At 53.7% G+C, this 12,631-nt stretch carries 13 protein-coding genes; 6 read left to right on the plus strand and 7 right to left on the minus strand.

Features of this window, described 5'->3' with window-relative positions:
* The first annotated feature begins 186 nt into the window (after nt 1–186).
* Complete coding sequence (gene yghU / locus TW80_RS05665; protein ID WP_045996315.1) at nt 187–1,041, plus strand: glutathione-dependent disulfide-bond oxidoreductase; 855 nt, start codon at nt 187–189, stop codon at nt 1,039–1,041.
* An 18-nt stretch (nt 1,042–1,059) separates the two neighbouring features.
* On the opposite strand, the gene TW80_RS05670 is transcribed toward yghU, so the two are convergent.
* The gene (locus TW80_RS05670) at nt 1,060–1,830 is read right to left on the minus strand and encodes a GGDEF domain-containing protein (protein WP_052700894.1); all 771 of its coding nucleotides are present in this window, start codon (nt 1,828–1,830) and stop codon (nt 1,060–1,062) included.
* 302 nt (nt 1,831–2,132) lie between these two features.
* On the opposite strand from TW80_RS05670, the gene TW80_RS05675 reads away from it, so the two are divergent.
* Nucleotides 2,133–3,884, plus strand: coding sequence for an acetolactate synthase 3 large subunit (locus TW80_RS05675; protein ID WP_045996316.1), 1,752 nt, complete (start codon nt 2,133–2,135; stop codon nt 3,882–3,884).
* Nucleotides 3,885–3,979: 95 nt separating this feature from the next.
* Nucleotides 3,980–4,543: an acetolactate synthase small subunit gene (gene ilvN / locus TW80_RS05680; RefSeq protein WP_045996317.1), complete on the plus strand. Its 564-nt coding sequence runs from the start codon at nt 3,980–3,982 to the stop codon at nt 4,541–4,543.
* Between the two features lie 43 nt (nt 4,544–4,586).
* On the opposite strand, the gene TW80_RS05685 is transcribed toward ilvN, so the two are convergent.
* Nucleotides 4,587–4,829, minus strand: coding sequence for a hypothetical protein (locus TW80_RS05685; RefSeq protein ID WP_052700895.1), 243 nt, complete (start codon nt 4,827–4,829; stop codon nt 4,587–4,589).
* A 341-nt stretch (nt 4,830–5,170) separates the two neighbouring features.
* On the opposite strand from TW80_RS05685, the gene TW80_RS05690 reads away from it, so the two are divergent.
* Nucleotides 5,171–6,112, plus strand: coding sequence for a nucleoside hydrolase (locus tag TW80_RS05690; RefSeq protein ID WP_045997043.1), 942 nt, complete (start codon nt 5,171–5,173; stop codon nt 6,110–6,112).
* On the plus strand, nt 6,109–7,506 hold the full coding sequence (locus TW80_RS05695) for a protein adenylyltransferase SelO (protein WP_045996318.1): 1,398 nt from the start codon (nt 6,109–6,111) through the stop codon (nt 7,504–7,506). The genes TW80_RS05690 and TW80_RS05695 overlap by 4 nt, the downstream gene beginning before the upstream one ends.
* On the opposite strand, the gene TW80_RS05700 is transcribed toward TW80_RS05695, so the two are convergent.
* The 4 genes from TW80_RS05700 to TW80_RS05715 all read right to left on the minus strand — a co-directional run bounded on the left by TW80_RS05700 (nt 7,481) and on the right by TW80_RS05715 (nt 10,519).
* Nucleotides 7,481–8,383, minus strand: a complete 903-nt coding sequence (locus TW80_RS05700) for a DMT family transporter (protein ID WP_045996319.1) — start codon at nt 8,381–8,383, stop codon at nt 7,481–7,483. The two genes, TW80_RS05695 and TW80_RS05700, sit on opposite strands and share 26 nt — an antisense overlap.
* A 39-nt stretch (nt 8,384–8,422) precedes the next feature.
* The gene (locus TW80_RS05705) at nt 8,423–9,391 is read right to left on the minus strand and encodes a DUF3179 domain-containing protein (RefSeq protein ID WP_045996320.1); all 969 of its coding nucleotides are present in this window, start codon (nt 9,389–9,391) and stop codon (nt 8,423–8,425) included.
* A gap of 83 nt (nt 9,392–9,474) precedes the next feature.
* Nucleotides 9,475–10,020, minus strand: a complete 546-nt coding sequence (locus TW80_RS05710) for a peptidylprolyl isomerase (RefSeq protein ID WP_045996321.1) — start codon at nt 10,018–10,020, stop codon at nt 9,475–9,477.
* Nucleotides 10,013–10,519, minus strand: a complete 507-nt coding sequence (locus TW80_RS05715; RefSeq protein ID WP_045997044.1) for a peptidylprolyl isomerase — start codon at nt 10,517–10,519, stop codon at nt 10,013–10,015. The genes TW80_RS05710 and TW80_RS05715 overlap by 8 nt, the downstream gene beginning before the upstream one ends.
* 129 nt (nt 10,520–10,648) lie before the next feature.
* Here TW80_RS05715 and TW80_RS05720 point away from each other — a divergent pair, with 129 nt between their 5' ends.
* Nucleotides 10,649–11,824: a phosphoglycerate kinase gene (locus tag TW80_RS05720; RefSeq protein WP_045997045.1), complete on the plus strand. Its 1,176-nt coding sequence runs from the start codon at nt 10,649–10,651 to the stop codon at nt 11,822–11,824.
* Between the two features lie 43 nt (nt 11,825–11,867).
* Here TW80_RS05720 and TW80_RS05725 read toward each other — a convergent pair whose 3' ends face one another.
* A complete protein-coding gene (locus TW80_RS05725; protein WP_045996322.1) occupies nt 11,868–12,608 on the minus strand; it encodes a glucose 1-dehydrogenase in 741 nt (246 codons plus the stop codon).
* Nucleotides 12,609–12,631: the final 23 nt, after the last annotated feature.

Below are 12,631 nucleotides of genomic sequence, written 5' to 3' on the forward strand. Positions count from 1 at the left end.
AGTGGCACTACTATTCCACAGAAACGCGAAATCTCTTAAGAAAAAATAGATTTTTTTAACTTCCCGCTATGATTGTATTTTCAGCGGATCATCGTTCAATATTTACCCGATGGCAGCCTCTTGTGTCTTTGGTTGCGCCCAGACACAGTTTGACAACGACAACCGATTCAAACACCGGAGCCCCAAATGAGCAACGAAAACAATTACGTCCCGCCAAAAGTCTGGACTTGGGACACAAAGAACGGTGGCGAATTTGCCAAGATCAATCGTCCGATCGCTGGCCCCACCCATGACAAAGAGCTTCCCATTGGTAAGCACCCGCTGCAGCTCTATTCTCTGGCCACGCCAAATGGTGTGAAGGTCACTGTGATGCTCGAAGAACTGCTCGCAGCAGGTTACGACGCAGAATATGATGCGTGGTTGATCAAAATTGGCGACGGTGACCAGTTTGGCAGCGGGTTTGTCGATGTGAACCCAAATTCTAAAATTCCTGCACTCATGGATCACAGCACTGGCAGTCGCGTTTTTGAAAGCGGCGCGATCCTACTCTATTTGGCGGAAAAATTTGGCGCATTCCTACCCAAAGATCCAGCCGCACGTACCGAGGCCCTGAATTGGCTGTTCTGGTTGCAAGGTTCCGCCCCGTATCTGGGTGGTGGCTTTGGTCATTTTTACGCATACGCACCGGAGAAATTTGAATATCCAATTAATCGTTTCGCCATGGAAGCCAAGCGCCAGTTAGACGTGTTGGATCGGAACCTTGCTGATCGCCAGTTCCTATCGGGTGATGATTATACCATTGCTGACATAGCCACCGCCCCCTGGTACGGGCGTATGGTCCAAGGCGACGCATATGATGCGGGCGCGTTTCTAGACGTCGGTATCTACAAGAATGTAATCCGTTGGGCGGATGAAGTCATGTCGCGCCCTGCCTATGTTCGCGGTGCGATGGTAAATCGCACATTCGGACCTGAGGCGGGTCAGCTTCACGAACGTCATAGTGCCAGTGACTTCGAAACGAAAACGCAAGATAAACTCTAATCACTAAGATGGCCGGAACTAAGCTGGTGTTCCGGCCTTATTCATCGCCAGCTCGGGGCGATAGCTCCGCCATACCAATCGCGCGCGCCCTGCCTCTTTCGCTTGATAGAGAGCACGATCCGCAATTTTAAGAAGCGTTGTTACGTCATAACTCCGCCCGGTCTTGATCGCGCCAACGGATGCGGTCACTGTGACTGGTTGCTGAGGGAACGTATCGTCATTCTGGACACCCTGCGCCAAACGCTCGCCCAGTGCCTGCGCGTCAACCATGCTCAGACCAGGGACAAACACCGCGAACTCTTCGCCCCCCAAGCGCCCCACCAAATCGGTCGACCGGACAAGCCCCAACATGACATCAGCCATCGCACAGAGCAGTTGATCCCCGGCTGGGTGTCCGTAGTTGTCGTTCACCGACTTGAAGTGATCCAAATCAATCAAGAACAGCACACCCGGTGCCTGTATCGACAAATGATCGAGAAACGCGCGCCGATTCAAAAGACCGGTGAGCGGGTCTTTTGCCGCCATCAAGGTTGCCTCATGACGTTGCCTATTCAAGCGCACCAACAAGAGTAGTGCAAAGACAACAAACGGTGACGACATCGTGACCGTAACACTTAAATGTTGTCCCATAGTCTGTGGCACATGACCATGCGCGACGATTTCCATCAGGACACCCATGATAGAAATTACCATCCCCCAGATGCCAACGGAAATCGGCCAATGCCACCATTTTCGTGGAATTACAAAGCCCAATACCGCGTCGAGAATATCATCAAACCAATCCATCATAGGCGGTGGAATAATCTGATTTCACTAATGTTGAGTTAAGCGCTCAGACTGCAATTTGAAAGAAAGTTCCAAATTTACGCCCGCAAACGACATTTTCTCCAAACTGGCGGTTGACCCCCTGAATTGCCATCATTATGGTCACCTCACACGAAAGGAATCCCGATGAAAAACGTCGTACTACTAGTGAGACACACGCGCATGGGCCGGTAACGGTAAGACCATAATGATCCCATGCGCCTCCGACATCCTCGGGGGTTTTTTTGTGACTAAAATCAACGAATTGCGGATAGGACGCGAGAACAATGACAAAAGCCATGACCGGCGCAAAAATGGTAGTACAGGCCTTGATCGATCAGGGCGTGGAAGTCGTATTTGGATACCCCGGCGGCGCTGTCCTACCGATTTATGATGAGATTTTTCAGCAAAATAGCATCAAACACGTACTTGTTCGCCACGAACAAGGCGCTGTTCACGCCGCCGAAGGCTATGCCCGCTCAACCGGAAAACCCGGTGTTGCGCTGGTAACCTCTGGTCCGGGTGCGACAAATGCTGTGACTGGCCTGACCGACGCCTTGTTGGACAGCATTCCCCTGATCGTTCTGACGGGTCAGGTTCCGACGTTTATGATCGGCTCTGACGCCTTCCAAGAGGCTGACACCGTTGGCATTACCCGCCCGTGCACGAAACACAACTGGCTGGTCAAGGAAACCGACAAGCTGGCCGCAACGCTGCACGAGGCATTCCATGTCGCGACATCAGGCCGTCCCGGCCCGGTTCTGATCGACATCCCCAAGGACGTTCAGTTCGCGACGGGAAAATACACGCAGGCACAACAGGTTGAGACACACTACAACCCACAGGTAAAAGGCGACTTGGACGCCATCACCGAACTAGCCAAAGCGATGGAAACGGCGAAACGCCCCGTGTTCTATACAGGTGGCGGCGTGATCAACTCTGGCCCGGCGGCATCCCAACTGCTGCGCGAACTGGTCGCGGCCACTGGTTTCCCGATCACTTCGACCTTGATGGGTTTGGGCGCCTACCCCGCATCGGGCGATAGCTGGATTGGTATGCTGGGGATGCACGGCCTCTACGAGGCAAACATGGCGATGCATGACTGCGACCTGATGATCAACATCGGCGCACGTTTTGATGATCGGATTACTGGCCGACTGGATGCATTCAGCCCTAACTCGACCAAGGCGCATATCGACATCGACGCCTCGTCCATCAACAAAGTGATCCATGTTGATATTCCAATCCTGGGTGATGTTGCGCATGTCTTGGAAGACCTGCTGAACGTTTGGAAATCCCGTGGCCGTAAGACTGACAAAGAAGGTCTGTCGAACTGGTGGGATCAGATCAACAAATGGAAAGCTGTAGGTTGCTTGAACTACAAGCAAGAAGGCAAGATCATCAAACCGCAGTACGCCCTGCAACGTCTTGAAGAACTGACGAAAAAGCATGATCGCTATGTCACCACAGAGGTCGGCCAGCACCAAATGTGGGCGGCGCAATTCCTTGGGTTCGAAGATCCTAATCGCTGGATGACATCGGGTGGTTTGGGCACCATGGGGTATGGTTTCCCGGCGTCGATCGGCGTGCAAATGGCACACCCTGATGCACTGGTCATCAACGTCGCTGGCGAGGCATCTTGGCTGATGAACATGCAAGAGCTGGGCACAGCCATGCAATATAACCTGCCCGTGAAACAGTTCATCTTGAACAACGAACGTCTGGGCATGGTCCGTCAGTGGCAACAACTGCTGCACGGCGAACGTTATTCATCCAGCTGGTCAGAATCCCTGCCTGATTTCGTGAAACTGGCAGAAGCCTTTGGCGCAAAAGGTATTCAATGCCACGATCCTGATGCGCTGGATGATGCGATTATGGAAATGATCACCTACGACGGGCCAGTCCTGTTCGATTGCTTGGTCGAAAAGCACGAAAACTGCTTCCCAATGATCCCATCGGGCAAGGCACATAACGAAATGCTCTTGGGCGACGATTCCACTGAGGGCGCCATTCAGGGCGCTGGCGAGGCATTGGTCTAACCCCCTGCCGCCCGACGAGCTTCTCGGGCAGCCTCAAACCGGGTCAGGTGCACGCGCGGCACCTGACAGTCACAGATCAAAACAAGGCACACCACATGTCCGCACTAAAAATCAAAAAAGGCGCTACCAGCCACTCTGCTTACAACCTACGACCCAACTATTCAGACACAATTGAACAGCATACGCTGGCTGTTCTTGTTGAAAACGAACCCGGCGTTCTAGCGCGCGTGATCGGATTGTTTTCGGGGCGGGGTTACAACATCGATAGCCTTACCGTGGCCGAGGTTGACCACCTAGGCCACCGATCCCGCATCACAATCGTGACCCGTGGGACACCGCAAATCATCGAACAAATCAAGGCGCAGCTTGGCCGGATCGTGGATGTCCACAAGGTCAACGACCTCACTGTTGAGGGTGCTTCTGTAGAACGCGAACTCGCCCTGTTCAAAGTTGTTGGCAAAGGCGATAGCCGCATCGAGGCGATCCGTCTTGCTGATATTTTCCGTGCAAATGTGGTCGATAGCACGCTGGAATCATTTGTATTTGAGATTACCGGCACATCTGAAAAAATTGATGCTTTTGCAGAATTGATGCAGCCTTTGGGGCTTGAGGAAATTGCGCGCACTGGCGTTGCTGCTTTGGCACGCGGATCAACCTAAGGCGAACGCGCCGGGCCAGCCCCCTGACCCGGCGCAATTTCGATTAGCTTGGCAGAAGACCTGCTTCTTGACCTGCAGCGATTTCTTCGCCGTCCAGCAGGCCATCACCTGAGACGTCCATGGCTTCGAAATCAGCCTCGGTCAGGTCTGGCAAAACAGCTGTTAGCTCTGGGTAGCTGTACATTCCGTCGCCATTGATGTCGATCGCAGCATCCTGAGCAAAAGCAGGAACAGCAAGCGTCATAGCGATAGCAGCTGGTGCCAGCAGTGTTTTTACATTTGTCATTTTCGTTCTCCATTAAGGACATTACGAAGGCGTTCTTACCTTCGCCACAAGACATGGTTGCCCCTGAGGCTACTTACCATGAGTGAATTGAAAACAAATCAAAAACGGCGGACTATCGCCATTTACGGAAACAAAGAACGCTATTTTGTGCTTATGTTTCCAATATTGCAAATTCTCAGCAAAATGTGACTGCGCTATCGACCCTAAACCGCTTTCACGCAGATGCATACCTGAATGCCACAAAAGTGAACGACGAAGCGGTTGAGAAAGTTTGGATTTCCCCCCTTGCCCATCGCGTCGGCAATAGACACTCTGCGAGCAACGAACACAGGAAATACGACATGGCTCCGCGTAAAATCATTATCGACACAGACCCCGGGCAAGATGACGCTGTTGCGATCTTGCTGGCGCTAGCTTCACCCAAAGAGATTGAGGTGTTGGGTGTTACCGCCGTGGCTGGCAACGTGCCGCTTCCATTAACAGAAAAGAACGCACGGATCGTTTGTGAATTGGCTGGAAAGCCCGAGACAAAGGTCTTTGCCGGTTGTGATGCCCCGATGCATCGCAAGCTCGTCACTGCGGAACATGTCCATGGAAAAACCGGGCTGGATGGACCACCGATGGATGACCCCAAAATGCCATTGCAAGCCCAACACGCTGTGGATTTCATCATCGACACTATTCGCAACGAACCCGAAGGCACGGTGACGCTCTGCCCGATTGGACCGCTGACCAATATCGCGACGGCCTTTGAAAAAGCACCTGATATTATTCCCCGCATTCAGGAGATTGTCTTGATGGGCGGCGCGTATTTTGAAGTGGGGAACATCACTCCCGCTGCCGAGTTCAATATTTACGTTGATCCAGAGGCCGCCAAGATCGTTTTTGATTCAGGTGTTCCACTGGTCGTGATGCCGTTGGACGTGACACATAAGGCGCTGACAACCAAAGCACGCGTCGACGCCTTTCGCGCAATGAATACCAAGGTTGGCGATATGGTTGCAGCCTGGACAGATTTCTTTGAGCGTTTCGACATGGAAAAATATGGTTCCGAAGGTGCACCACTGCATGATCCTTGCACCATCGCATATTTGATCGATCCGACGCTCTTTAGCGGGCGGCACATCAATGTTGAAATCGAAACAGACTCTGACTTAACGCTTGGAATGACCGTTGCTGATTGGTGGCGTGTTACAGATCGGGAACCCAATGCGCTTTTCGTCGGTGACCTCGACGCCGAAGGGTTCTACGCGCTTTTGGCTGATCGCTTGGCAAAGCTGTGAAGATACCGTTTGAAAATAGCTATGTGCATCTGCCGACCCAGATGTTCGCCCGGCAATCGCCTGCTCCGGTCAGTGATCCGGCGCTGATCTGCTATAATGATGAATTGGCTACACGTTTGCGCATTTCTGGCGCGCCTGATGTTGCGGCGCTGTCAGGGAATGCAATCTCTACAGGGGCAGAACCGATTGCACAGGCCTATGCCGGCCACCAGTTTGGGCATTGGAACCCTCAGCTGGGCGATGGCCGCGCGGTGCTATTGGGTGAGGTAATTGATACCTATGGCTCGCGCTGTGATATCCAGCTCAAGGGATCAGGTCAGACCCCGTTTTCGCGACGTGGCGATGGGCGCGCATGGCTGGGCCCGGTACTCCGCGAATATCTCGTTTCAGAAGCCATGCATGCCTTGGGCGTTCCGACCACACGTGCCTTGGCTGCCGTCACCACCGGTGACACGGTCCTGCGCGAAGAACCCCTGCCCGGCGCCATTCTCACACGTGTGGCCCAAAGCCACATTCGCGTCGGCACATTTCAATATTTTGCCGCGCGCCAAGATATCGAGGCGCTGAGTGCACTCACCGAACATGTGATTGCCCGCCATTATCCAGACGCATCTGGCCCGGATGAACTCTTAGTTCAGGTGATTGAACGCTATGCGAGATTGATCGCGAAATGGATGGGGTTGGGATTTATCCATGGGGTGATGAACACGGATAATGTCTCAATCGCAGGCGAAACGATAGACTATGGGCCATGCGCATTCATGGATGGCTATCACCCAGACATGGTATTTAGTGCGATTGATCAGCATGGGCGCTATGCCTACGCGAACCAGCCCAGCATTGGGGCATGGAATATGGCGCAATTCGCAACCGCGCTGATCCCAATGATGCCCGACCAAGATGCCGCGATTGAGGATTTCACTGCCGCAGTGAACCGCTTTCCGATACTATTCCAAAATGCATGGAAAGATGTCTTTGCGGCGAAACTAGGGATCGCTAAGGTCGGCGAGAGTGACGTTCAATTGATCAATGATTTACTTAGCCTGATGGCGGCAGAACGTGCGGATTTCACGAGCGTGTTTGCAAATCTCAGTGGCGGTGCACGGGATCAGTTCATCGATCGAGACGCATTCGACAGTTGGTACAATCGGCTGAAACCGCGCCAAGCAGAAAACGCCCAAACCATCATGGCCGGTGCGAACCCACAAATTATCCCGCGCAATCACAAAATTGAGGCGGTGATCGCCGCAGGGCGTGAAGGTGACTTTACACCATTTCACCAAATGCTCGGGGCGGTTACTCGGCCCTATGCCGCGTTGACGGATGCCACCGAAGAATACGCCAAACCGCCCAGCGAATCCCAAAGAGTTACGCGGACGTTTTGCGGGACTTAACGGGTCGATTGATCAAAATGATCCCGATGGCGACCAAGACCAGCGCGCCGATCAATTCAAGGCCAACCGTTTCCCCTAAGAGCGCCCACCCCAGTCCAACGCTTTGTACTGGCGATAAGAAGCTAAAGGAAGCCACGCCAGAGGCCGGATAGACCGACAAGAGCCAAAGCCAAACGACAAAGCCTGCACTGACGACAACAACGATCTGAAACAGCAGCCCGGCCACATGTAACGGACCCAATTCGCGAATAAACGGGCCAAAAAACACCGCCGCGCACAGCAGGATCGGCGCAGAAACCACGAGCTGTATCAACAACTGTATCTCGGGTCGCGCGCGCGACAGTGGCGACGCCTTTGCCACCATTGCGCCGATGGCCCAACTCATTGCACCACCAAGCGCAGCTAGATCGCCCCACAGGCTCGCGTCGCCAGCGGTACTGCGATCCAACATCGCCCATGCAACCCCACCAACGGCAAAGGCCAGCCCAACCGCCTTGATTACAGTAATCCGGTCATTCGGCATGACCCAATGTGCGATCAATGCAAGCCACACAGGCATCGAGTAAAAGATCACCCCTGACCGACCGACAGTGGTCAGATCAAGCGCGATGAACAGACAAAGAAACTGCGCTCCAAAGAAAAATCCTGCGATGATACCGGCGATGGCGACATCCCGGTCAATCCGCAGCGACACGTTGCGCCAACGCAAGTATGCCCACAGACAAAGCGCCGCCCCCGCAGAGCGCACCCCGGCAAAGAACACAGGTTGCAGCCCCTCGTTGGTGACTTTGATCACGACCTGATTAAAGGCCAGAAAAAGCGCGAACCCAGAGAGGGCAATCGCCCCGAATGTGTCGATTTGATCTTTTCTTTCCATAGGCGCAGATCAATGCCCAAACCGACCAAGGTCAAGAGCTTAATTCGCCGAAAGCATCCAGTGCCCATCAGGCCAAAACGCATGAAATGCGAATGCAAACATCACGTCATGGGCTATGTCACGCCCTGCGCTATCTTTGACCCGAATATTCCCGATATCGCGCCCTGCTCCGATGCTGGCCTGATCCAGCGCCGAAGCCTGACCAGACACCCATGTGATTGTAATACCTTGCTCTGTCACGCTTTGCTCATCGGCGAGCCGGCTAAGCGGCCAAGCCCGTTCACCGACGCGCACAACCCTTTCGAGCGGAGGGATGTCATGTGGCGGAAATTCACCTGAATACAGAAACGGACGATACGAACTGTCATAGCTGACGTAAGGGTTTCGTCCATAGGCACGATCAAAGGCAGGCTGCGCCATCACGCGGCCATCGGGGTTACGCGAAAGAAAGCTTTCCCAGCTTTCCATCCATGCAGGCAGACTGCGCAGTGTCGTGCCAGTCAATTCGCCAACAATGGCCTCGCCAATCGCCTGCTGCCACCAGCTTTGAGTTTCGTGATCATACATGATCATGTCCGAATGGCGCAGCTTGCCAGTCACCCCAAAGCGAAGTGTGCCCACGTCTGTGCGCCGATCAAACACAATGCCAGAGTTGCATAAAGGACAGTAGGTCACCGCAATTGGCAGCCCGCCAATATGATCATTCACAATCTCATGCCAGATGAGATAGCGAATGGGATAAGCGCGCGGGGCAAAGCCATCCATTTCAACAGTAAGAACAGGTTCTTTGCCTTCAATCTGGGTTACACTGTTCGCAGGAATAAAATCCGGGTCATCAATCGCTGGGATGCCATCTTTGGATGGGCCGCCTGATAGGATCACGATCCAGCTTTCAACGCTTGTGTTGGCAAAGTCGGTTTCCGGCCATTCATGCGCCCAGAACTCTGGACTTGCCGCCACAGAGCGTGCGGTGAACAACAATATGATAAATATTCGGATGATACGCATCTGGCTCCTCCCCGTGTGGAGGGTGAACCAAGAAAACGAGATAGAATAGCCCCCTCTCGCAGATGTGAGGGGGCTAGATATAATTACTCGGTGACGCGGACTTCGGTCATCACGTCAGGACGTCCCACGACAGAACCGTTCTGGCCCGTGCCACGCTTGATCGCGTCAACGACATCCATGCCTTCGGTGACTTCGCCAACGACGGTGTATTGACCGTTGAGGAAATAACCTGGTTCAAACATGATAAAGAACTGGCTGTTCGCAGAGTTCGGATTCTGTGCGCGCGCCATACCAACGATGCCACGCTCAAATGGACGGTCCGAGAATTCGGCAGGAATGTCAGCGTATTCGGAACCACCTGTACCCGCCATTGACAAATCACCGCCCAAAACACCGTTTTGCACATCACCTGTCTGCGCCATAAAGCCGTCAATCACACGGTGAAAGACAACGCCATTGTAGCTGCCCGCAGCGGCAATGGCTGTGATCTGCTCTGCGTGCAACGGTGCGATGTCTTCAAAGAGGTCGATCACGATTGTGCCGTTCGCCTCTCCTTCGACGTCAATCTCGAGGCCCGCGCTCAGCGCAGGCGTGGCCAATGTGGCCAGCAGCGCGGCGACCTTATACATCAGCTGCGACTTTCACGCTGATCATGCGATCAGGGTTCATAGGTGGCTCGCCACGCGTGATGTCGTCAACATGTTCCATGCCGGAAATCACCTGACCGTAGACGGTGTACTGACCGTTCAAGAAATCGTTGTCCTTGAAGTTGATAAAGAACTGGCTGTTCGCAGAGTTCGGGTTTTGCGAACGTGCAGCGCCCAGAGATCCGCGTGCATGTGGCACTTTGGAAAATTCGGCTGGAAGATCGGGCAGATCAGAACCGCCTGTGCCAGCGCGCCCGATGTTGAAATTGTTTTCCATGTTACCGTTGGCCACGTCGCCTGTCTGCGCCATAAAGCCGTCGATTACGCGGTGAAACGCAACATTGTCATATGCACCAGCACGCGCGAGTTCTTTCATGCGCGCAGTATGCGCAGGAGCCACGTCAGGCAGCAATTCGATAACAACGTCACCGCCCTTGAGCGTCATGATGATTGTATTTTCAGGATCTTTAATATCGGCCATTTTGGGCTCCTCTTCTCTGTATTGGGCAATGACATATGTGCCCACGCGCAAAATGCCAAGCACGTCTAGTTGACCTTAAGGCGCGTTTCGCCCAACAAAGCGATGAACACAGCGCTAAAGGAACAGCCTATGACTTGGAAAACTCTGGACGATATGGATTTTGCTGGCAAACGGGCATTGGTCCGCGTTGATATCAATGTGCCGGTCGAAAATGGCGTTGTCACGGACACGAGCCGGATCGAGCGCATCGCCGCCACAGTCGATGACATCCAATCCAAAGGCGGCAAAGTTATCCTGATGGCCCATTTTGGCCGTCCCAAAGGACAAGTTGTCCCAGAGATGTCGTTGGAAATCATCGCGCCAACGGTTTCAGACATTTTGGGTTTGCCGGTCACATTTGTGAACGGCGACTATGCAGAGGCCGTCTCTGAAATGGCCGATGACGACGTTCTCCTGCTCGAGAATGTGCGTTTTCACCCCGGTGAAGAGAAAAATGACGTGGCCTTTGCACAGCGTCTGGCCAGCCTTGCTGACATTTACGTGAATGACGCATTTTCTGCCGCACACCGCGCACATTCCAGCACCGAGGCCATCGCAAAACTATTGCCGGCATGTGCGGGCCGCTTGATGGCCGAAGAATTAGGCGCGCTGGAAAAGGCGCTCGGCACCCCTGAACGCCCGGTCGTTGCCGTCGTGGGTGGCGCCAAAGTGTCAACTAAGCTTGACTTGCTAGGCAACCTCGTGGGCAAAGTTGATCATCTGGTGATCGGTGGCGGCATGGCGAATACATTTCTTGCGGCCCACGGGGTTAACGTCGGCAAATCGCTCTGCGAACATGACCTTGCAGACACCGCGCGCGAAATCCTTGGCAAAGCCAAAGACGCCGGATGCGAAATCATCCTGCCGAAAGACATTGTCGTTGCGCGTGAGTTCAAGGCAAATGCTGCGAACGAAACCATTAGCGTCGATGCCTGCCCCGAAGACGCGATGATCTTTGATGCTGGCCCTGAAACAGTCGCATATATCAAAGGTGTCGTTGAGAACGCCAAAACATTGATCATGAACGGGCCTTTGGGCGTGTTTGAACTAGAGCCGTTCCACGCAGGCACCTTTGCTCTGCTTGACGCAGTCGCGGAACAAACCAAAGCTGGCAAATTGGTATCAGTGGGTGGCGGCGGCGATACCGTTGCAGCGATCAACGCCTCAGGTCATGGCGACGATTTCACCTATATCTCTACGGCCGGTGGTGCATTCCTTGAATGGATGGAAGGCAAAACGCTGCCTGGTGTTGCAGCATTGGGATAACCCAAATGCGCCCGCCGTCGCATGCGGCGGGCGCTGAGGTCGGCTAAGCCATTCCGCCGTTGACGCGAATGACCTGCCCATTGATCCACCCCATTTGACCACCGACTAATGTCGAAACGGCTAAAGCGATATCTTCGGGTTCGCCAATGCGCCCCATTGGCACCATTGCGGCCACCCGATCGAGTTGTTCTTGGGTTTTGCCGTTCAGATACAGCTCTGTCGCCACTGGCCCCGGTGCAATCGCGTTTACCCTAATTTTGCGACCAGCCAATTCCTTGGCAAAGATCGGTGTCATCGCTTCGACGCCTGCTTTTGACGCACAATATGCCGCGTAGCCGGGGAAATTGACCGCGAGCGCCGTCGTCGAAAGATTAACGATTTGACCGCCCTCGCCCAAATGATGACCTGCCTCGCGCATCATGTTGAACACGCCCTTGAGATTGATTGCGATCATCGCGTCAAACGCTGCATCAGTCGTATCTTGCAACGGGGACAAATGCATAATCCCAGCGTTATTCACGACCACATCAACATTGCCACATTCAGCAACCGTTTCTGAAAACAACGATTTCACCTGCTCTGGGTCGCTCATATCGGCCTGTATCGCCCAAGCTTGACCACCTGCTTGTTTAATCTGTGCGACAACAGCGTCTGCAGCCGCCACATCACGCGCAAAGTTTACGATCACGGCAAACCCGTCATGGGCCAGTTGTTTTGCGATGGCAGCACCGATACCGCGCGAAGCGCCGGTAACGATGGCCGTTTTTTGAGTTGCGCTTTTCATGACTCACCTTCTGTTTCTTGAGA

Source organism: Loktanella sp. S4079, assembly GCF_000967725.1.
Taxonomy (GTDB): domain Bacteria; phylum Pseudomonadota; class Alphaproteobacteria; order Rhodobacterales; family Rhodobacteraceae; genus Yoonia.